This is a genomic window from Nocardioides sp. NPDC059952 (assembly GCF_042730435.1).
Lineage (GTDB): Bacteria > Actinomycetota > Actinomycetes > Propionibacteriales > Nocardioidaceae > Nocardioides.
The window spans coordinates 1-19,683 of the sequence record NZ_JBHWLY010000038.1; the positions used below are offsets into that span (position 1 = coordinate 1).

Consider the following 19,683-nt stretch of genomic DNA (forward strand, 5'->3'; position numbering starts at 1 on the left):
CGCCCGGGCTTTGTGCCCGGGCGTTCCGCGTTGATGATTCTCAGAAGCTGAGTCTCGACCGGCTCGACCTTTTCGCGTTATGACCTGCGACTTCGTCGCAGGTCATAGGCTCAGACTTTTTCGATCTGGTTGAACGAGAGCTCGACGGGGGTCTCGCGGCCGAAGATCTCGACGAGCGCCTTGACGCGCTGGGACTCGGCGTTGAGCTCGGTGATGGTCGCGTGGAGGGTGGCGAAGGGGCCGTCGACGACGGTGACCGAGTCGCCCTCGGCGAAGTCGACGACCTCGACGGGCTTCTTGGCGGTGCCCGTGGCGCCGGAGGCGGCGGACGCGGCCTCACCGGCGGCGGCAGCCTCGGCCTCGGCCTGGGCGACGACGGCGGGGGCGAGCATGTTCTCGACCTCGGTCATCGACAGCGGCACCGGCTGGTGGCTGTGGCCGACGAAACCGGTGACCGACGGGGTGTGGCGTACGGCCGCCCAAGACTCGTCGGTGAGGTCCATCCGGACCAGCACGTAACCCGGGAGAACGGTGCGCTTGACCATCTTGCGCTGGCCGTTCTTGATCTCCGGGACCTCCTCGGTGGGGACCACGATCTCGTGGATGTAGTCCTCCATGTTGAGGGAGACGATGCGGTTCTCCAGGTTGGACTTCACCCGGTTCTCCATGCCGGAGTAGGTGTGGATCACGAACCAGTCGCCCGGCTTCGCCCACAGCTCGCGGCGGAAGGCCTCGAGCGGGTCGTCGTCCGCGGCCTCGGGCGCCTCGCCCTCGACGATCTCGTCGAAGGAGTCCTCGGCCTCGACAGCGTCGTCGGACTCGTCGGCCGCGTCGAGCTCGGCCTCTGCAGGCACGTCGGAGGCGGCCTCGGCCGTCTCGAGGACCTCGGTCTCCTCGGTGTAGTCCTGCTCAGACACGTCCTGCTCCAAACCGTTGAATGTGTATTTCGGGTGTGCTCTGCGGGCCGGGGCCCACGCGATCACGCGTCGCGGCCGCCGAACACCCAGAACATCAACTTGCCGAACCCGAGGTCAAGGCCCGCGGTGATCGCCATCATGACCAGGACGAAGACCAGAACCACGACGAAGTACGTCGAGAGCTGCTGCTGCGTCGGCCAGACGACCTTGCGGAGCTCGGCCACGACCTGACGGTAGAACGTCGGGAGACTGGTGCGCTTCTCCTTCTTGTCGTTCGGAGTCGGGACTGCCTTGCTGTCCGTCACGCCGCCACCTTCTCTCGAAACGTTTCCATCGCTGGTCCGGCTTTGCAGGGCACGAGGGACTTGAACCCCCAACCTTCGGTTTTGGAGACCGATGCTCTGCCAGTTGAGCTAGTGCCCTACGGAGGTCTGCATCAGACGCGCGGTTGAGGGCGCGGCTAACCATGTGGGAAGACCACCAACGGTGAGTCTACGCACTCGTGTTCACGCGTTCCAAACTGGGCCCCCGTGACCCATAGGATTGACCGCATGACCTCAGATCCCCGTCCCCTCGCCGAGCTCTCGCGCGAGGAACTCGAAGCGTTCGCAACGGAGCAGCGCACGGCGTACGACAACTTGGTGGCCAAGGGCCTGAAGCTGGACCTGACCCGGGGCAAGCCCTCCGCGGACCAGCTCGACCTCTCCGACGGCCTGCTCCATCTCCCCAAGTCGACGACGGCCCCGGACGGCACCGACACCCGCAACTACGGTGGCCTGGCGGGCGGCATCGAGATCCGTGAGATCTACGCAGAGCTCCTCGGCCTGGAGACCGCCCAGCTCATCGCCGGCGGCAACTCGAGCCTCACGATGATGCGCGACACGCTGATGTACCTGTGGCTTCACGGTGGCGTCGACAGCGAGCGGCCGTGGGGCCGGGAGGAGACGGTCAGGTTCGTCTGCCCGGTGCCGGGCTACGACCGTCACTTCACGCTCCTGGAGTGGTTCGGCATCGAGATGCTGACCGTGCCGATGCACGCCGACGGGCCCGATGCCGACGCCGTCGCTGCCCTGGTCAAGGACGACCCGACGATCAAGGGCATGTGGCTGGTCCCGACCTACGCCAACCCGACCGGTGACACCACCTCGCAGGAGATCGCCGAGCGGCTCACCTCGATGCCGACGGCGGCCCCCGACTTCAAGATCTTCTGGGACAACGCCTACGCGCTGCACCACCTGACCCCGGCCGAGACCAAGACCGCCGACATCGTCTCGCTGGCCAACGCGGCCGGCAACCCGCACCGTCCGCTGGTCTTCGCCTCGACCTCCAAGGTCACCTATGCGGGCGCGGGCGTCGGCTTCTTCGGCGGCTCGAAGGAGAACGTCGCCTGGTGGCTCGACCACCTGAGCAACGGCGCCATCGGCCCGGACAAGGTCAACCACCTCCGGCACGCGGAGTTCTTCGGCTCGGCCGCCGGCGTACGTGAGCACATGGCCAAGCACCGCGAGCTGCTCGCGCCGCGGTTCGCGGCCGTCGAGGACGCGCTCACCGACGAGCTCGGCTCGCTCGGGGTGGCGACCTGGACCAAGCCCGCCGGTGGCTACTTCGTCAGCCTCGACGTGCTCCCCGGCACCGCGACCAAGGTGATCGAGCTGGCCAAGAGTGCTGGCGTCGCCCTGACCCCGGCCGGTTCGGCCTTCCCCGGGAAGCACGACCCGGAGGACACCAACATCCGGCTGGCGCCGTCCTTCCCACCGTTGGAGCAGGTCAGCGGGGCCATGGAGGTCGTCACGGTGTGCGTGAAGCTGGCTGCTGTGGAGAAGCTGCTCGCGTGACTTCTGTGCCAATCGCTGCCGACCGACGCGACCTACGTACGCTGCCGAAGGCGCATCTGCACCTGCACTTCACGGGTGCGATGCGCCACCAGACCCTGCTCGAGCTGGCTGCTCGCGACGGGATCCGGCTGCCCGAGCAGCTGGTCGCGGACTGGCCGCCGACCCTGAGCGCGGCCGACGAGAAGGGCTGGTTCAGGTTCCAGCGCCTCTATGACGTGGCGCGCTCGGTGCTGCGCACCGAGGCGGACATCCGACGGCTGGTCATGGAGGTCGCCGAGGACGACGTACGCGACGGGGGCAGGTGGCTCGAGATCCAGGTCGACCCGTCGGGCTATGGGGCGAGGTTCGGCGGGATCACCGCCTTCACGGACCTTGTCCTGGACGCCGTCGGCGACGCCGAGCGGGCGACCGGGCTCGGGATCGCGGTGATCATCGCCTCCAACCGCACCCGGCATCCGATGGACGCGCGCACGCTGGCGCGCCTGGCCGGGCAGTACGTCGACCAGGGTGTGGTCGGCTTCGGGCTCTCCAACGACGAACGGCGCGGGCGGACCGAGGAGTTCGACCACGCCTTCCAGATCGCCGAGCGCGCCGGTCTGCGGCTGATGCCGCACGGCGGTGAGCTGCGCGGTCCCGAGCACATCCGCACCGTGCTGCGGTCGTTGCACGCGACCCGGCTGGGTCACGGCGTACGCGCTGCCGAGGATCCGGCGCTGCTCGACGAGATCGTGCGGGCGGGCGTCGCGTTGGAGGTCTGCCCGACCTCGAACGTGTCGCTCGGCGTCTACTCCGACCTGACCTCGGTGCCGCTGCCGCAGCTGCTCGACGCGGGTGCGACCGTGGCGCTGGGGGCCGATGACCCGCTGCTGTTCGGCTCCCGGCTGGCGGCGCAGTACGCCACCATGCGGGCTGCTCACGAGCTGTCCGACGAGACCCTCGCCGACCTGGCGCGGATGTCGATCACCGCCTCGACCGCGCCCGAATCGACCAAGAAGGGTCTGCTCGCCGAGATCGACGACTGGCTGAGCACGCCCTCGCACCCCACGGATCCGACAAGTTAAGACAGAATGTCGGCCATGACGAACCCGTCCGACGATCAGCCCGATCCCAACAAGCCGGCCGACGCCGCCACGCCGCCTGCGCCGACCCCGTCCGAGCCGGCCGATTCCGACGCGACCCAGGTGGCGAATCCGCCTGCGTCGACGCCGCCTGCGCCGACCCAGCCGATGTACGGCCAGACGTACGGTGAGCAGCCGCCGAACCCCTACGGTGGCGCGAGCTTCGACCAGAAGCCGCCGGTTCCGCCGGCTCCGTCCTACGGGACGCCTCCGCCGCCCGCATACGGCGGTCAGCCGGGCTACGGCCAGGCTCCCTACGGCGCTCCGGCCGCGTACGCAGGTCCGGTCGGCCGCCCGGACTCGAGCGCGACGACGGCGATGGTCTTGGGCATCATCGGCATCGCCGGCATCGTGACCTGCTACCTCCCGCTGATCCTCTCGCCGTTCGCCCTCTTCATGGGCCTGGCCTCGAAGAAGCGGATCGACGCGTCCAACGGAGCCCTCACCGGCCGGGGCTCGGCGCAGGCGGGCTTCATCCTGGGCATCATCGGCACCATCTTCCTGATCCTAGGCATCCTTGCGATCGCCATTTTCGTGATCATCGGCATCGCAGGCGGGTTCGACTCGGGCTATGACAGCGGGTACGAGCCGTACGACAGCGAGTTCTGAGCGATGACGAACACGCCCCCACCGGGCTACCAGCCGGCGCCGTACGGCTTCCCACAGCCTCCGCACCCCGAGGCCAACTCGGCGATGATCTTCGGGATCGTCGGGCTGTGCCTGTCGGTCATGTGCGGCGGGATCGGCGTCTTCATCGCGCCGTTCGGATGGATCAAGGGCAAGCGGGTGATGGCCGAGATCGACGCCAACCCCGCAGCCTACGGCGGACGCGGCAACGCTCAGGCCGGCTTCATCACCGGCATCATCGGGACGATCTTCGGGGCGCTCTACCTGCTCTTCTGGGTCGCCTACGTCATCTTCATCATCGTGATGCTCGTCGTCGTCTCCGAGGACACCAGCACCACGACGTTCGACAGCGTCAACGCGATGCTCAGTCGCATCTGACGGATGGACTGCGGCTACTTCACCTCCGGCGCCTGCCGCTCCTGCCGCTGGCTGGAGATGGCGTACGCCGACCAGCTCGCCCAGAAGCAGCGACGGGTCGCCGAAGCTCTCGGGGACGTACGTTGGGAGGAACCGGTCTCCAGCCCGGAGGCCGGTTTCCGCAACAAGGCGAAGATGGTCGTCGCCGGCTCGGTGGAGGCGCCGACGCTGGGGATCCTGTCCCACGACGGTCTCGGGGTGGACCTGCTCGCGTGCGGGCTGCACACCCCGGGGCTGCAGGCCGCGCTGCCGGTCCTGTCCCGGTTCGTCACGACCGCGCGGCTGACCCCTTACTCGGTGCCGGAGCGGCGCGGTGAGCTCAAGCACGTGATCGTCACCGAGGCGCCTGGCGGGGAGCTGATGGTGCGCTGGGTGCTGCGGTCGACCGAGGCGCTGTCGCGGCTGCGCAAGCACCTTCCTGCCCTGCTGGACGCGCTTCCGATCGGTGTCGCCTCGGTGAACGTCCAGCCGGAGCACAAGGCCGTCATCGAAGGCCCGGAGGAGATCTTCCTGACCGCCCGCGAGGCGCTCACGATGGAGGTCAACGGGATCGGGCTGCGGCTGCGCCCGCACTCGTTCTTCCAGACCAACACCTCCGTGGCAGCGGCCCTCTACCGCCATGCCCGCGACCTGGTCTCCTCGGTGTCACCGAGCTCGGTATGGGATCTCTACTGCGGCGTCGGCGGCTTCGGGCTGCACGTCGCCGCGCCCGGGCGCGAGGTGCTCGGAGTCGAGTCCAGCGAGCAGGCCATCGAGGCCGCCGCCTCGACCGCCGCCGAGCTCGGGCTGCCGGGCACCAGCTGGGTGGCCGGGGATGCGACCGCGTACGCCCTCTCGGCCGCTGCCGCGCCCGAGCTGGTCATCGTCAACCCACCCCGGCGCGGCATCGGCCCCTCGCTCGCCGGATGGCTAGAGCAGTCGGGGGTCGAGCACGTCGTCTACTCCTCGTGCAACGTCGACACCCTCGCCCGCGACCTGGGCGACATGCCCTCGTTGAAGCCGGTGTCAGCAAGGCTGCTCGACATGTTCCCCAACACCGACCACCACGAGGTGCTCGTCTCCCTGACACGCCGATGAGCCGCCGAGTCGGCTTGAACTGACCAAAAATCCGGCCGAGTCGGCTCGTTCTGACGCGCCGACTCGGCGATGGTTTCGGTCAGGACGCGCCGACTCGGCGGGGTCTGCGCAGGGTGAGGGCGCCGAGGACTACGGCGGCGAGGCCGAGGACGATCGCCATCCCTCCGCCGACCACGCCGTTGCCGGTGCCGGGTCCGCCGTCGGCCACGATCAGGTTGACCACGCCGACGACCAGGGCGATCGCGCCACAGGCGAGCGCCATGACGGCGCCGTTGCGGCCACGGTTGCCGACGCCGCGTACGGCACGGGCCAGCGCCGTCGCGCCGGCCACGACTCCGGCCAGGCCGACGAACGCGGCGAGCGTCGCCCAGAGCCGGGCAGTGGTCAGGGTGTAGGCGCCGACATCCGTGCCGGCAGCGTTGACGAGCACATCGTTCAGGGACATGTGAGACTCCTTGGTCGAGTTCCATCGGATGACTCGATCGTCTCCTCGGCGCACGGCTGCGTCGTCCTGCCTGCGTGGACTCTTCGGCGCCGCCGCTACTGCGTACGTGGTAGCCGGAGGTGCTGCGCCTGACGGACTCGCGGGGCGGCGTCGCGGGCATATCCTGCTCGCATGGCCAGGCGGCGGATCACAGTCGGGGACTGGGTCATCGCCGTAGGAGTGGCCGTGGCCCAGCTGGCTGCGGCGCTGAGCGGCGACCAGCCCGGCTCCGGGCAGCTGCTCGGCTACGCCGCGCTGGTCGCGAGCGGCCTGGTCCTGGTCGTCCGGCGCCGCGCGCCGGTCGCCGTGCTGGTCGCCAGCGGCGCCTGTGGGCTGGCCTTCCAGGCACTCGGACTCGATGTCGCGGTGATCGCGTTCCTGGTCGCGGTCTACGCAGCCGTGCGGGAAGGGCACCGGCTGGTCACCGTGCTGGTCGCGGTGGTGATGCAGAGCGGGCTGTTCCTGGTGGCGTACGCCTCCGTGGGTGACGTCGGCGCGGCCTCCGAGCAGGCTCGCGGAGCCCTGGAGATCGCCTGGCTGATCGCGGCAGGCGCCGCCGGCGAGGCGCTCAGGCAGGCCGAGCGGCGGGCCGACGAGGCCGAGCGCACCCGAGAGGCCGCGGCCCAGCGCCGGGCCGACGACGAGCGCCTCCACATCGCCCGCGAGCTGCACGACTCCCTCACCCACCAGATCTCGGTCATCAAGATCCAGTCCGAGGCCGCCGTCCATGTGGCCCAGCGGCGCGGCGAGGAGGTCCCCGACTCGCTGCTGGCGATCAGGGAGGCCGGGCGCGAGGCGGCCCGGGAGCTGCGGGCCACGCTGACGGCGCTGCGTGACGACGATCCGAACCCGCCGCGGGGGCTCGAGGACGTACGCGACCTGGTGGGATCCGCCGGGTCCACCGGACTGGACGTCACGCTGACCGTCGACGGGCAGCCCGGCTCGGTGCCGGTCGCGGTGGGCCGGACGGCCTACCGGATCGTCCAGGAGGCGTTGACCAACGTGACCCGCCACGCCGCGGCGACCACCGCGTCGGTCCACATCGACCATCGGCCCGACTCGCTCGGGATCCGGGTCGAGGACAACGGCACCGGTGCACCGGCCACGACGGTGCCCGGCATCGGTCTGCTGGGAATGCGGGAGCGGGTCTCCGCCCTCGGAGGTCAGCTGCGGGCACAGCCCCGCGAGGAGGGCGGGTTCATGGTCGAGGCGCGGCTGCCGGTGGAGCGGCAGTCGTGATCCGGGTGCTCCTGGTCGACGACCAGCCGCTCATCCGCAGCGGTTTCCGGGCTCTCCTCGACATCGAGGACGACATCGAGGTGGTCGCCGAGGCGGCCGACGGCATCGAGGCGGTGGCGCTCGCCCGCGAGCACCTGCCGGATGTGGCGATGGTCGACATCCAGATGCCCGTGGCCGACGGTCTCGAGGCGACCCGGCGGATCGCGGCCGACCCGGCGCTGGGTGACGTGCACGTGGTGATCCTGACCAACTACGGCATGGACGAGTACGTCCTCGAAGCCCTGCGCGCCGGCGCCGCCGGCTTCCTCGTCAAGGACGTCCAGCCGGAGGACTTCGTGCACGCGGTGCGGGTCGCCGCACGAGGCGACGCCCTGCTGGCACCGTCGGTCACCCGCGCGCTGATCGACCACTACGTGAGCCAGCCCAGCCCTGCCGAGGCTCCCCTCGGGCTCGCCGACCTCACCAACCGGGAGCGCGAGGCGGTCGCCCTGGTCGCCCGAGGCATGACCAACGACCAGGTCGCCGAGGCCATGGTGATCAGCGTGCTGACCGCCAAGACCCACGTCAACCGGGCCATGACCAAGCTGCACGCGCGCGACCGCGCCCAGCTCGTGGTGTTCGCCTACGAGTCCGGGCTGGTCGCTCCTAGAGCTCCACGCCGAGCATGACGGGCTCGTTGACGAGCACGATCCCGTACGCCGCCTCGACCCCGTCGCGTACCTCTCTCGCCAGGGCGAGCAGATCCTCGGTCGTGCCCTCGCCGCGGTTGGTGAGGGCGAGGGTGTGCTTCGTGGAGAGCGACACGCGTCGGTTGCCGTGGCCCTTCTTGAACCCGGCGTGGTCGATGAGCCAGGCCGCAGAGGTCTTCACGGTGCCGTCGGGCTGCGGGTAGGCCGGAGCACCCTCGGGCACGTCCTCGGGTGCGACCACAGGGTTGGTGAAGAACGAGCCCGCCGACCAGGTGTCGTGGTCGGCCTCGTCGATGACCATGCCCTTGCTGCGGCGCAGGGCGAGTACGGCCTCGCGGATCTGCTTGGACGGCACCCTGGTGCCCTGCTCGACGCCGAGCGCGCCGGCGAGCTGGGCGTACGCGATCGGGGAGCCGGTCTCACCGTCGGTGCCCAGCCGGAAGGTGACCTCGAGGACCACGTGCCGCCCGGGCAGAGCCTTGAAACGCGACCAGCGGTAGCCGAACCCGCACTCCTCGGCGGTGAAGCTCCGCACCTCGCGAAGCTCGCGGTCGAACACCTTGACCGAGGTGATGGTCTGGGAGACGTCCTGGCCGTACGCCCCGACGTTCTGGATCGGAGTCGCGCCCACGCTGCCGGGGATGCCGGAGAGCGCCTCGACACCGCTCCAGCCCTTGTCGACTGCGGTCGTCACGAAGTCGTCCCAGGTCTCGCCGGCAGCCACCGTGACGCGTACGCCACCCTCGACCGGCTCCGCCGACACCCCCGTGGTCGCCAGCTTGATGACGGTGCCCGGGAAGCCGGCGTCGGCGACGACCAGGTTGCTGCCGCCGCCGAGGACGAGCAGATCCTTCCCGGCAGCGTCGGCCGCCGTCACGGCCTCGATGATCTCCGCCTCGGTGGTCGCGGTGACGAACTCCGCCGCCGGTCCGCCGAGATGGAAGGTGGTGTGGTTCGACAAGGACTCAGACACGTACGGAGACCTTCGGCATGCCGAGGACCTTCTGGTCGCCGGAGACGACCGTCAGGGCGATCGTCGCCAGCCCGTCCTCGACCGACTTCACGGTGCCGCTGACCGTCACCGAGGTGCCCTCGTCGTCATCGGGCACGACGATCGGGTTGGTGAACTTGGCGCCGAAGTCGACGACCTCGGCTCCGTCGGTCCACTCCGAGACCGCGCGGGCGACCAGCGCCATGGTGAACATGCCGTGGGCGATCACGCCGGGGAGGCCGACAGCGGTGGCGATCCGGTCGGACCAGTGGATCGGGTTGAAGTCGCCGCTCGCGCCGGCGTAGCGCACCAGCGACGCCCGGGTGACGGGATAGGTCTTCGGGGCCAGCTCGGCGCCTGCTTCGAGCGTCATCACGCGACCTCCGCCGCTCGGTGGACCAGGGTGGCGGACGTGGTGCACACGACCGCCCCGGAGTCGTCGGTGATCTCCGAGACCGTGCCGATGATGTCGTTGCCGCCGATCTGTCGCAGCGAGGCGACGCTCAGGGTCGCGACCAGCACGTCCCCCGACGCGATCGGGCGGGCGTAGGAGAACTTCTGCTCGCCGTGCACGATCCGCGACAGCTCGACCTGGACGTCGTCCAGGAAGGCGTTCATCGCGTCGAAGGCGAGCACGATCGGGAACGTCGCCGGAACCGGGTCCCCGCTCTCCCAGCTCACGCCGGCGGCGGCGGCGAACTCCCGCACCTTCTCGTCGGTGACCCGATAGGGCCTGGTCGGAGGAAACGCGCGCCCTACGAGCGACCCATCAACTGCCATACGGCCAACTCTAGTGGCCCGCCGAGAAGTCACCCACGTCGGCCGAAGCGTCACGTACGTCGGCCGAGATGGCATGCCCGCGCCAACTCGGCCGACCGGAGCGCCAACTCGGCAAATGACGAACGCCCCGCCTCCCGGCCATCTGGAATTCAGTGGCGGGGGCGGGGCGTTCGGAGCGCAGATCAGCGTCGCGCTCTACCTAGAAGACAGGCGTCAGCGGGTCTCGCGGTGCACGGTGTGCTTGCGGTCACGCGGGCAGTACTTCTTGAGCTCGATGCGGTCGGGGTCGTTCCGACGGTTCTTCTTCGAGATGTAGTTCCGCTCCTTGCACTCGGTGCAAGCGAGGGTGATCTTCGGGCGAACGTCGCTGCTCTTGCTGGCCACAGGAGTTTCCTTACAGTGCTGATCGAGGTGATGCGGTCTTTGGCGGTAGCGGGGGCGGGGATCGAACCCGCGACCTCACGATTATGAGTCGTGCGCTCTAACCGCCTGAGCTACCCCGCCTCAACAGGAATCAGGCCCGCAGTATTTCTACCGCGGGTCCCGAACTCCAGAGCCCCTTTACGGAATCGAACCGTAGACCTTCTCCTTACCATGGAGACGCTCTGCCGACTGAGCTAAAGGGGCGTTGCGAAAGAGAACGTTACGGCAGGGCCGGCGCACTCAACAAATCGGCGAAGCCCATCGCTTCCTCGAGCTCGAAAGCGACCTCCAGGAGCGTACGTTCGGCCCCCGGAGCGGCGCCGAACATCATCCCCTGAGGCAGCCCGGAAGCGGTCCGCTGGACCGGCAGCGACACCGCCGGACCGCCGGTGACGTTCTGCCACGGAGTGAAGGCGACCCAGTCCATCAGCCGCTTCAGGACGAGCTCGTACGGCTGCGTCGGCGCGAGATAGCCGATCTCCGGAGTGGCGTGGGAGACCGTGGGCGTCAGGACCACGTCGTACGCCGCATGGAACCCCTCCGCGAGCACCGTGGAGCGGCGCAGCCGATTGATCGCGGCGGGCAACGTGCGCGCGTTCTTGAGGGTCGCGGCGGAGAGGCCGAGGGTGAGGTTGTCCAGGCGGGTGCGGTCCCAGGTGCGGCCACGCAGCGGCCCGGCGTTGGCCAGCGCGACCGCGAGCGAGCCCCAATAGAGGACGAAGTCAGCATCGAACCCGGCGGGCACCGGCGGGGCGACCTCCTCGACGGTGTGGCCCAGCTCCTCCAGCACCGCGGCGGTCTTCCGGACGAGGTCGGCGACCTCCGGGGCGGCCGAGCGGCCGAGCGCCTCGGTGTACATCGCGATCCGCAGCCGTTTCGCCGACGGGCCGGTGACGTCGCCGATCGGCGGCAGATGGGTGTGGTGGACCCGCTCGGCCTCCCGCAGGAAGGCGGCGGTGTCACGCACGGACCGGGTCAGGACGCCGTCGACGACGAGGTTGACCGGCAGCAGGCCGTACAGCGGGTTCTTCGGGAGCCGGTCGCGGGTCGGCTTGAAGCCGACCACGCCGCAGGCCGAGGCCGGGATACGCAGCGACCCGCCACCGTCGTTGCCGTGGGCGAGCGGGACGGAGCCGGCGGCGACCAGCGCACCGGCTCCGGCCGAGGACGCCCCGGAGGCCAGGGCGGTGTCCCACGGGTTGCGCACCGGTCCGAACCGGGGATGCTCGGCGGTCGCGGAGAAGCCGAACTCGGAGAGCTGACTCTTCCCGAGCGAGATCAGACCGAGCTTCCCGAGCAGCTTGACGACCTCCTCGTTGCGGGTCGCCGGGCCGGCGACGTACGAGTCGGTGCCGTTGCGCGTCGGCACCCCGAGCACGTCGGTGTTGTCCTTGACCAGCGTCGGCACTCCGGCGAAGAAGCCGGCCCGCGGCGAGCGGGCCTGGACCCGGGCGCGGTCGAAGGTGCGGTAGGCCATCGCCCCCAGCTCCGGGTCGACCGACTCGATCCGGGCGATGGACGCCTCGACCGCCTCGAGGGTGCTGAAGTCACCGCGCCGCAGGGCATCGGCGACCCCGACCGCGTCGAGAGTGCCGAGTACGTCGTCGGTGAAGGCGTGCACTCGAGCCATGCCGTCAACGTTAAGCCCGCGGCAGCCTCAGAGGAGGAGGTACGCCACCAGCGGAACCAGGAGACATGTCACAACCGCGGTGAGCCCCATCGCCAGTCCGGAGAAGGCGCCCTCGACGCGGCTCTCCTCCAGCATCCGGGAGGTGCCGATGCCGTGAGAGACCGCTCCGACGGCGACGCCGCGGGCCCGCGGGTCACGGATGCCGATCAGGGTCAGCACCCGCGGCGCAACCATCGCCGCGACGATTCCGATCACGATCGCGAAGGCCGCCGCGAGCTCCGGATAGCCGCCCAGGCGGTCGGCCAGCTCGATCGCCACCGGCGTCGTCACGGCCTTCGGAGCCATCGTCCGCTCCAGCACGTCGCCGCCACCGAGCCAGCGCACCAGCAGGATGCCGCTGACCATCGACACGACGGCACCGGCGGTCAGCGCGACCAGGACGGGCACCACCATCCCCTTCAGCCGCGCGACCTGGTGGTAGAGCGGGATCGCCAGCGCGACCGTCGCCGGGCCTAGCAGAAAGCTGATCAAGGTGGTGGCGTCGGCGTAGTCGTCGTAGGTCGTGCCGCTGACCGCCAGGAGGGTGCCGACGATCACGATCGCCACCGCCACCGGCTGGGCCAGCGGCGAACGGGTCCGCGCCCGCAGCCACCGCCCGAACTCGTACGCCGCCACCGTCACGAACAGCCACAGGATGACGCTCACTCGATCTCCTCCCCCGGCGCGCCTTCGGTGCCTGCGACCTCGGGCACGCGGCGCAGGAACAGGCTGAGCACCCAGCCGACGGTGGCCAGGCCGAGGATCCAGGAGCCGATCAGTGCGACGACGATCGGCAGCGCCGCGTCGCGGATGACCGCGAGGTAGGCGATCACACCGACACCGGCCGGGATGAAGAAGAGCTGCAGGTGGGAGAGGAAGTAGTCGCCAACCTGGATGACCGGGTCGTCCTCGCCGTCACGGCGCCGCAGGACCAGGGCGACGAAGAGCAGCAGCATCCCGACGACGGGTCCAGGCAGCGGGATCCCGGTCAGCTCGACGATCGCGGTTCCGGCCAGCTGGCACCCGAGCAGCCAGAGCAGGCCGACGATCACGGGGTCAGAGACTCGATCGCCATCGCCGCGCAGCCCACCAGGCCCGAGGAGTCGCCGTGGAGCTGGGCCATGAAGGTGAGCTCGCGGGTGGCGATCGGGTTGGAGCGGGCGTAGACGCTCTCGCGCACCCCGGCGGTGTAGAGGTCGAACGCGCCGGCCATGTCACCGCCGATGACGACGACCTCCGGGTTGAGCAGGTTGACGGCCGCGGCCACGACCTCGCCGAGCTGTCGCCCACCCTCGCGCAGCAGCCCGCGCGCGACGGCGTCACCGTCGTTCGCGGCGGCCACCAGGTCACGTACGTGACCGGCGGGGACGCCGGAGTCGGTCAGCCGCTGGGCCAGCGCCCAGCCGGCCGCGACCGTCTCCAGGCAGCCGGTCGAGCCACAGCGGCAGGGCCGGTCACCGGCCGCGTCGATGCGAGTGTGGCCGATCTCGCCGGCCGCTCCGAGGGCGCCGGTGACGACCTTGCCGTCGACGATGATGCCCATGCCGAGACCGGTCGAGGCCTTGACGACCAGGGCGTTGCGTACGGGATGGTCGGAGTTGAAGAGCTCCGAGCGCGCCAGCGCGTGGGCGTCATGGGCGAGGATCAGCGGCGCGTCGGTCAGCGCGGTGAAGTAGGGGGCCAGCTGGACGCCGTCCCAGCCGCCCATCGCCGGGGTGTCGATGCTCATCCCGAGATCGGGGTTGACCACACCGGGCAGGCTCATCCCGATCGCCAGCACCGGCAGGTCGATCGAGGTCACCATCTTGGTCATCCGCTCGACGACCTCGGGCATCAGCACCTCGGCGGAGATGCCGACCTCGTGGTCACGGGTGTCTCCGGCCAGCTCGCGCCCGGCGAGGTCGAAGACCGCCGCCTGGCTGCGGCTGCGGCCCACCGCCACGGCCAGCACGACCCCTGGGTCTGAGGATTCGTCACTCACGACTGCAGTCTAAGCACGACGCTCGACGCCGCCTAAGACCGCGAGCGCAGGCGTGCGTTGGGAAGCGGGGGTGCCGGGATCGGCCGCTGGTGGTTGCCCTCGACGACGCCGAAACGGCCCTCGGCCAGGTCCTGGGAGTCCTCGACCAGCTCGCCGCCACCGCGGGTGACCTGGCCCTGCCACTCCTCGCGGTAGCCGACGACCTCCTCGTGGGTGCGCCCGACGAAGTTCCACCACATGATGATCGACTCGCCGAACGGCGTACCGCCGAGGAGGAGCAGCCGGGTCCACGCCTCACCGGCCTGCAGGATCAGCGTGGTGGCACCGGGAGGGGCGTAGGCGAGAGAGTCCTTCTCCACCTCGGCCGAGGCCGGACCGGACGCGCCCAGACCGGTCATCGACACCTCGCCGGTGTCCACGAGTACGCCGTGCTCGAACCGGTCGTCGACCGGGATCTCGAGCCGGGTGCCGGGCTCGAGCAGGATCTCGGCACCGAGGATCTCGGAGTGGGTCCGTACCGGCGAGGTGACGCCGAGGAGCGACCCCATGAAGACCCGCACGGTCGCGCCGTCGCGCTCGATCGGCGTGGGCGCGTGGTTCTGGAACCCCGGCTCGACGTCGCGGAACTCGTCCGGCAGCGCGACCCACAGCTGCGCGCCGTGCAGGACGGTGGTCTCGGGGGTGGAGTTCTCCGAGTGGGAGATCCCGCGTCCGGCGGTCATCAGGTTGACCTCGCCCGGGCGCACCATCGCCACGGTGCCGACCGAGTCGCGGTGCTCGATCTCGCCGGTGAACAGCCAGGAGACCGTCGCCAGCCCGGTGTGCGGGTGGGGCGGCACCTCCATCCCGCCGGAGACGACGACGTCATCGGGACCGTAGTGGTCCAGGAAGCACCACGCGCCGATCAGCGAGCGAGCGCGGGCGGGCAGGGTGCGGCGTACGTTCATCGCTCGCGGACCGCCCAGGGGCACGTCGCGCGGAGTGATGATCTGGATCTCGACGCCTTCGTCGCCGGTCCCACCGACACACTCGATGGGCGTGGGGTGTGCGTCCAGGTTGGTCATGCTCTGAACGCTACTCGCCATGCCTGCGTCACATCGAGGTCGCCGGAGGGCTACCTCGATGCCACACGATGTGGCCCGTGCTCATCGCTCAGCTCGCGAACTTCGTCGGCCCCACCTCCGGCGGCATGAAGACGGCTCTGGAGGCCCTCGCCCGTGGCTATCTCGAGGCGGGCCACGACCGGCTTCTCGTCGTCCCCGGCCCGTACGACTCGGTCACCACGACCGCCCTCGGTGAGGTGGTGCAGCTGAGAGCGCCGCGCGTGGGCGGCGGCTACCGGCTGATCATCGAGCCGTGGCGGGTGACCGACGTGCTGACCCGCTTCAACCCGACGAGCCTCGAGGTCAGCGACAAGTTCACGATGCTGCCCGTCTCCCGCTGGGCTCGGCGTCAGGGGATCGGGACGGTCCTCTTCTCCCACGAGCGCCTCGACGAGTACATGCCCACCTACACCGGCATGGACGCCACCTCGAAGGTCTCCACCGCGCTGCTCAACCGGATGCTCGTGCGTTCCTTCGACCAGGTGCTGGTGACCTCCGACTACGCCCGGCACGAGTTCGAGCCGCTGGCCGCGACCGTCGGGTGCCCGATCGCCCAGGTGCCGCTGGGCGTCGACCTCGACAACTTCTCCCCCTCGCTCGGGCACCGCGACGACACCCTGAGACTCATCCACGTCGGACGCCTCTCCCGCGAGAAGTCCCCCGACCTCGCCGTCGCCACCGCCGTCGAGCTGCATCGGCGCGGGTTCGACGTACGCATGGACGTCTACGGCGACGGGCCGCACCGTGCCGAGATCGAGGCCCTCGCCGCCGGCGCGCCGGTCGTCTTCCACGGGCACGTCTCCGACCGCCACCGGATCGCCCGAGCGCTGGCCGAGGCCGATGTGGCCCTCTCGGTCTGCCCCCGCGAGACCTTCGGACTGGCCGTCCTGGAGGCCCTGGCCAGCGGTACGCCGGTCGTGACCGCCGACCGCGGCGGCGCCCGCGAGCTCATCGATCCCCGGTGCGGGGCCTGGGCGGCCGCCCACCCGGCGGCGCTGGCCGACGCGGTCATCGACGTCGCCGAGCGACCGGTGATGGCGACCCGTCACGCGGCTCGCGAGCGGGCCGAGCAGTTCCCGTGGTCGCGCACGATCGAGGAGATGCTGGAGCTTCACTCCCGCCTCGCTCGGGAGACCGCGCCGACCTATCTCCTCGCGCGCTCGCGGCAGCGGCAAGCTGCTCGGCGCTCCCGGCGCTATGCGTGAACGGGGCCGGATCGTCAGAGTGTCGGAGCGCACCTCCTGTTGGGAAGCCGTTACCCTGCTGTGACCCTTCCAGGCCAACGACCACGTGAGGCGCACATGAGCGAGCTGACGACGCAACAGCGCACGCACTTCGCCGACTCCTTCGGGCCGGTGTGTCGGGCGTACGGAGAAGATCCGCCGACCTCCTACGACTATCGAGACGTCACCTGTGGTGAATGCCGGCACGCCGCGCCCTACATCAGCGCGCTGCCCGAGCACCTCAAGCCCAGGTCGACCAGGCGGCGCTCGTGGCCGCGATCGATGCAAGAGCGAGCCTGAGGCACGCCTTCGAGCGGTTCACCTCCGAGCGGTGAATCGCTCCGGGGAGGTCCCGGGTGGCTCCGGCTGCACCGGGGTCCACCTGTCCGCAGATCGCGACCGGGCGAGCCCGACGATCCCGGTGACCAGCAGCGCCCCGGCGCTCACCGCGACCCACAGTGTGGGGGCGGAGGCACCGAAGGCGACCACCGCGGCGACGTACGAGACGGTGGGGTTGGTGATGGTCATGGCCGCCATCGCCCACGGCAGCGGGCCGGCGGCGAGCGCCGCCTGGGTGAGCACGATCCCGAGGCCGCAGGTGCACAGCAGGCCGTAGAACGCCGGTAGCGTCAGCAACCCGGGGAACCCGTCGGCGGCGGCCCGGTCGGCGGTGATCTTCAGCAGCACCGAGGTCGTCGCGAACGAGCAGCCGGCCGCGACCGCCGTGGTCGCGGCCGCGATCGGCGGCGGGAACCGATGGGCCACCAGCAGGAGTACGCAGATCACGACCGCCACGCACCCGGCGAAGAGCGCGACGCGACCGACGTCGGCATAGGTGCCACCGCGGTGGTCGTCGGTGACCAGCAGGATCACGCCGCCACAGATCGCGGCCCCGCTGACCCAGTCGTAAGCCGTCGGCCAGTGACGGGCGGCGATCGAGGCGAAGACCAGCGCGAAGAGCAGCTGCGTGGGCATCACCGACTGCACCACCGAGACCGACCCCAGATGGAGCGCGACCGCCTGCACCCCGAAGCCGATCGCGTTGATCACCGCGCCGACGACCCACAGCGGGCTGCGCACCAGCGCCAGCATCAGCTGCTCGACACCTGAGATCCCGCCGCTTCGTCCGGGCGCGAGCGCGCTGGCGCGCTGCTGAACCGCGGCGGAGAGCGAGAACAGGACGCATGCGCCGATGGCCAGGCTCACGGCCGCAGCATGATCCATGCTTCGACGCTAGGCCCCGCGAGGAAAGCCCGTCTGCCGCCGACGCGAGCACCGCGCGATCAGCGGATGAACCCTGAGGGTCAGCCCTTCACCTTCGCGCCCATGATCTCGCCGTACTCGACCCCGAGGACCGACGGGTCGCCGTCCGTCCGAACCAGCACCGCGACCGTCACCGCGGTCCGGATGGACAGGTTCTTGCCGGCCCGGCTGCGGAACTCGTCATAGGGCGGGTTCCACTCCCACTCGGTGCCCTGGCCGCCGACGACGGTGTCGGTCGTGAAGTCCAACATCGCGAGGACGCCCTCGGACGTCTGCACCATGCGGGTGCTCGCCCTGTCGAACGGCTCGGCGGTCGTCCTGACCATGTCGACACCCATGTCCGAGGCGTACGCGGAGATCTCGTCGCCTGGCTCGGCGAGTTTCTTGAACCCGTCGAGGCCATCGATCTTCCTAGGCTTCTCGAGGTAGGCGTCGATCTCCGCGGCGATCTCCTCGACCCGCTTCGTCGCCGAGGTCGAGAGCGGGGCAGCGCCCTCGACCTCGGGCGGAACGGCCTTCTTCTTGACCCCGACGCTGCTGCGTACCTTCCAGGGGGACAGGGCGTCCTGCTGCTCGTAGACGGCCAGGCGGGTCAGCTTCGGCTTCTTCGCACCCTTGACACTGACCTCCACGACGGCCCACATCGGGTACTCGCCGAGCTGCACGGACCAGACCCGTCCCGGCACCGCCGTCCAGGTGGGCGGACGGTCCCGGACGTCGAAGCCCTCGTTCACCGCGGAGGTGAGCTGGTCCTTGGCCAGAACCGGGCCACTGTCGGCCCGGGCCCATGCCTCGGCCTTCCACCTCCCGGGCTGGTTGGCCTTGATCGCCTTGTTGTTGCGCTTGTTCCAGTCCTTGATGAGGTCCGCGACGTCGTCCCTCCGCAGCGAGACCTTGCTGGCTGCGTCGAGCTCGACGGACGCTGGCATCGAGCACCCGGTGAGCGAGAACGCCACGACACCGACCCCGGCCGCCATGCCCAGACGGCGGTAGAGCCCTCCGGCGGGTGGGCGTGGCATGGCCGGGTGGACCGGAGCCGGGTGGATCGGCTGAGCGTGGGCGGGGTGGGGCGGGTGGGCGTACGAAGCCGACGGCCGGGGCGGCTGCCACTCGTCCGGGCGCTCCCGCCTCCCGGTCAGCAGCAGGGCGACGGCGCCGACCACCAGCAGAGCACCGAGGCCGGCAACACCCAGGGCGACCACGAAGAGCCCGTCGATCCGATATCCGAAGGCGAGCTTGATCGGCGCACCGTCCCGGCTCGCGGCCAGGAACGAGACCGGCTCCCCGGTGAGCGTCACGTTCAGCTCCTGAGTCCCGGAGCCCGAGACCTTCTCGCGCCACCACGGCGCCTGCGACGCATCCGGCACGACCTCCCCCGAGCCGGCGGAACCGCTGACCCTGGTCAACGGGGTCTTGGCGATCTCGACGGCATCGGTGCCCTTGACGACGTCGAGGACGTCGACGGGGTTGCCCACACCGACGTACGCCTCCCCCATCGCCTTCACACGGACGGTCACCGGAAGCCGGTCGAAGGCGAACGCCTCCGGCGTGGAGTACGCCGCGCCCTGCTCGATCGGCGTCTCCTTGCCCATCACCACGTCGTCGGGACCGGCCGCGATGGCCAGGCCCGCTCCGAGGAGAAGGAGCGGCGCGCCGAAGAGGCCGAGGAGGACCGACAGGACGACCTTGCCGCCCTTCCTCGGTCGACGGGAATCAGTGATCACTGGTGCGTACGGTGCCGAGCTCATCGAGGCCTTCATGGTGGGGGTCCCGAGAAGAGGACGCGGCAATCTAGCGTGCCCGTCCCGCCCCGAGAAGCGATTAACCCAACCCGGCACGGTATTACC

23 protein-coding genes and 3 tRNA genes are annotated in these 19,683 nt (G+C 70.1%); 9 read left to right on the top strand and 17 right to left on the bottom strand.

Annotated features, from left to right (window positions below):
- Positions 1-110: 110 nt before the first annotated feature.
- The 3 genes from nusG to ACFV9G_RS17645 all read right to left on the bottom strand — a co-directional run bounded on the left by nusG (position 111) and on the right by ACFV9G_RS17645 (position 1,340).
- The gene (nusG, locus tag ACFV9G_RS17635) at positions 111-917 is read right to left on the bottom strand and encodes a transcription termination/antitermination protein NusG (RefSeq protein WP_378728793.1); all 807 of its coding nucleotides are present in this window, start codon (positions 915-917) and stop codon (positions 111-113) included.
- A gap of 62 nt (positions 918-979) precedes the next feature.
- The gene (gene secE, locus ACFV9G_RS17640; RefSeq protein WP_378728795.1) at positions 980-1,222 is read right to left on the bottom strand and encodes a preprotein translocase subunit SecE; all 243 of its coding nucleotides are present in this window, start codon (positions 1,220-1,222) and stop codon (positions 980-982) included.
- 45 nt (positions 1,223-1,267) lie between these two features.
- Positions 1,268-1,340: transfer RNA gene (locus ACFV9G_RS17645), tRNA-Trp, on the bottom strand.
- A 128-nt stretch (positions 1,341-1,468) separates the two neighbouring features.
- Here ACFV9G_RS17645 and ACFV9G_RS17650 point away from each other — a divergent pair.
- The 5 genes from ACFV9G_RS17650 to rlmC are packed head-to-tail and all read left to right on the top strand — an operon-like array spanning position 1,469 to position 5,991.
- The gene (locus tag ACFV9G_RS17650; protein WP_378728796.1) at positions 1,469-2,752 is read left to right on the top strand and encodes an aminotransferase class I/II-fold pyridoxal phosphate-dependent enzyme; all 1,284 of its coding nucleotides are present in this window, start codon (positions 1,469-1,471) and stop codon (positions 2,750-2,752) included.
- Complete coding sequence (locus ACFV9G_RS17655; protein WP_378728797.1) at positions 2,749-3,813, top strand: adenosine deaminase; 1,065 nt, start codon at positions 2,749-2,751, stop codon at positions 3,811-3,813. Before ACFV9G_RS17650 ends, ACFV9G_RS17655 begins: the two co-directional genes overlap by 4 nt.
- 15 nt (positions 3,814-3,828) lie before the next feature.
- Positions 3,829-4,479: a DUF4190 domain-containing protein gene (locus ACFV9G_RS17660; protein WP_378728798.1), complete on the top strand. Its 651-nt coding sequence runs from the start codon at positions 3,829-3,831 to the stop codon at positions 4,477-4,479.
- Between the two features lie 3 nt (positions 4,480-4,482).
- Positions 4,483-4,875 carry a DUF4190 domain-containing protein gene (locus ACFV9G_RS17665; RefSeq protein ID WP_378728799.1) on the top strand — a complete coding sequence of 131 codons (393 nt, stop codon included), beginning with the start codon at positions 4,483-4,485 and terminating at the stop codon, positions 4,873-4,875.
- A gap of 3 nt (positions 4,876-4,878) precedes the next feature.
- Complete coding sequence (gene rlmC, locus ACFV9G_RS17670; RefSeq protein ID WP_378728800.1) at positions 4,879-5,991, top strand: 23S rRNA (uracil(747)-C(5))-methyltransferase RlmC; 1,113 nt, start codon at positions 4,879-4,881, stop codon at positions 5,989-5,991.
- 79 nt (positions 5,992-6,070) lie between these two features.
- On the opposite strand, the gene ACFV9G_RS17675 is transcribed toward rlmC, so the two are convergent.
- Complete coding sequence (locus ACFV9G_RS17675; RefSeq protein ID WP_378728801.1) at positions 6,071-6,436, bottom strand: DUF6223 family protein; 366 nt, start codon at positions 6,434-6,436, stop codon at positions 6,071-6,073.
- A gap of 171 nt (positions 6,437-6,607) precedes the next feature.
- Between ACFV9G_RS17675 and ACFV9G_RS17680 the strand changes: the two genes are divergently transcribed.
- Together ACFV9G_RS17680 and ACFV9G_RS17685 are read left to right on the top strand one after the other, a co-directional pair.
- Positions 6,608-7,714: a sensor histidine kinase gene (locus tag ACFV9G_RS17680; protein WP_378728802.1), complete on the top strand. Its 1,107-nt coding sequence runs from the start codon at positions 6,608-6,610 to the stop codon at positions 7,712-7,714.
- Positions 7,711-8,382, top strand: a complete 672-nt coding sequence (locus ACFV9G_RS17685) for a response regulator (RefSeq protein WP_378728803.1) — start codon at positions 7,711-7,713, stop codon at positions 8,380-8,382. The genes ACFV9G_RS17680 and ACFV9G_RS17685 overlap by 4 nt, the downstream gene beginning before the upstream one ends.
- Here the strand turns inward: ACFV9G_RS17685 and ACFV9G_RS17690 are convergent.
- From ACFV9G_RS17690 to ACFV9G_RS17740, 11 genes are all read right to left on the bottom strand, one after another.
- Entirely contained in the window at positions 8,360-9,376 is a 1,017-nt protein-coding gene (locus tag ACFV9G_RS17690; protein ID WP_378728804.1) for a UDP-N-acetylmuramate dehydrogenase, read from the bottom strand. The two genes, ACFV9G_RS17685 and ACFV9G_RS17690, sit on opposite strands and share 23 nt — an antisense overlap.
- A complete protein-coding gene (locus tag ACFV9G_RS17695) occupies positions 9,369-9,767 on the bottom strand; it encodes a MaoC/PaaZ C-terminal domain-containing protein (RefSeq protein ID WP_378728805.1) in 399 nt (132 codons plus the stop codon). Before ACFV9G_RS17695 ends, ACFV9G_RS17690 begins: the two co-directional genes overlap by 8 nt.
- The gene (locus ACFV9G_RS17700) at positions 9,767-10,174 is read right to left on the bottom strand and encodes a MaoC family dehydratase N-terminal domain-containing protein (RefSeq protein ID WP_378728806.1); all 408 of its coding nucleotides are present in this window, start codon (positions 10,172-10,174) and stop codon (positions 9,767-9,769) included. Before ACFV9G_RS17700 ends, ACFV9G_RS17695 begins: the two co-directional genes overlap by 1 nt.
- Before the next feature lie 213 nt (positions 10,175-10,387).
- The gene (rpmG, locus tag ACFV9G_RS17705; protein WP_045551858.1) at positions 10,388-10,558 is read right to left on the bottom strand and encodes a 50S ribosomal protein L33; all 171 of its coding nucleotides are present in this window, start codon (positions 10,556-10,558) and stop codon (positions 10,388-10,390) included.
- A 46-nt stretch (positions 10,559-10,604) separates the two neighbouring features.
- Positions 10,605-10,678: transfer RNA gene (locus ACFV9G_RS17710), tRNA-Met, on the bottom strand.
- A gap of 50 nt (positions 10,679-10,728) precedes the next feature.
- A tRNA-Thr gene (locus tag ACFV9G_RS17715) sits at positions 10,729-10,801 on the bottom strand.
- 16 nt (positions 10,802-10,817) lie between these two features.
- Complete coding sequence (locus ACFV9G_RS17720) at positions 10,818-12,227, bottom strand: amidase (protein ID WP_378728807.1); 1,410 nt, start codon at positions 12,225-12,227, stop codon at positions 10,818-10,820.
- A 27-nt stretch (positions 12,228-12,254) separates the two neighbouring features.
- Positions 12,255-12,932, bottom strand: a complete 678-nt coding sequence (locus ACFV9G_RS17725; protein WP_378728808.1) for an LrgB family protein — start codon at positions 12,930-12,932, stop codon at positions 12,255-12,257.
- Positions 12,929-13,318, bottom strand: coding sequence for a CidA/LrgA family protein (locus ACFV9G_RS17730; protein WP_378728809.1), 390 nt, complete (start codon positions 13,316-13,318; stop codon positions 12,929-12,931). The genes ACFV9G_RS17725 and ACFV9G_RS17730 overlap by 4 nt, the downstream gene beginning before the upstream one ends.
- Positions 13,315-14,247, bottom strand: a complete 933-nt coding sequence (locus tag ACFV9G_RS17735) for an ROK family protein (protein WP_378728810.1) — start codon at positions 14,245-14,247, stop codon at positions 13,315-13,317. Before ACFV9G_RS17735 ends, ACFV9G_RS17730 begins: the two co-directional genes overlap by 4 nt.
- Positions 14,248-14,279: 32 nt before the next feature.
- Positions 14,280-15,311: a pirin family protein gene (locus ACFV9G_RS17740; protein ID WP_378728811.1), complete on the bottom strand. Its 1,032-nt coding sequence runs from the start codon at positions 15,309-15,311 to the stop codon at positions 14,280-14,282.
- 68 nt (positions 15,312-15,379) lie between these two features.
- On the opposite strand from ACFV9G_RS17740, the gene ACFV9G_RS17745 reads away from it, so the two are divergent.
- Together ACFV9G_RS17745 and ACFV9G_RS17750 are read left to right on the top strand one after the other, a co-directional pair.
- Positions 15,380-16,555: a glycosyltransferase gene (locus tag ACFV9G_RS17745; protein WP_378728812.1), complete on the top strand. Its 1,176-nt coding sequence runs from the start codon at positions 15,380-15,382 to the stop codon at positions 16,553-16,555.
- A 96-nt stretch (positions 16,556-16,651) separates the two neighbouring features.
- Positions 16,652-16,873, top strand: a complete 222-nt coding sequence (locus ACFV9G_RS17750; protein WP_378728813.1) for a hypothetical protein — start codon at positions 16,652-16,654, stop codon at positions 16,871-16,873.
- A gap of 18 nt (positions 16,874-16,891) precedes the next feature.
- Here the strand turns inward: ACFV9G_RS17750 and ACFV9G_RS17755 are convergent, their stop codons facing one another.
- Together ACFV9G_RS17755 and ACFV9G_RS17760 are read right to left on the bottom strand one after the other, a co-directional pair.
- Complete coding sequence (locus tag ACFV9G_RS17755; protein ID WP_378728814.1) at positions 16,892-17,797, bottom strand: DMT family transporter; 906 nt, start codon at positions 17,795-17,797, stop codon at positions 16,892-16,894.
- 80 nt (positions 17,798-17,877) lie between these two features.
- Positions 17,878-19,584: a hypothetical protein gene (locus ACFV9G_RS17760; protein ID WP_378728816.1), complete on the bottom strand. Its 1,707-nt coding sequence runs from the start codon at positions 19,582-19,584 to the stop codon at positions 17,878-17,880.
- Positions 19,585-19,683: the final 99 nt, after the last annotated feature.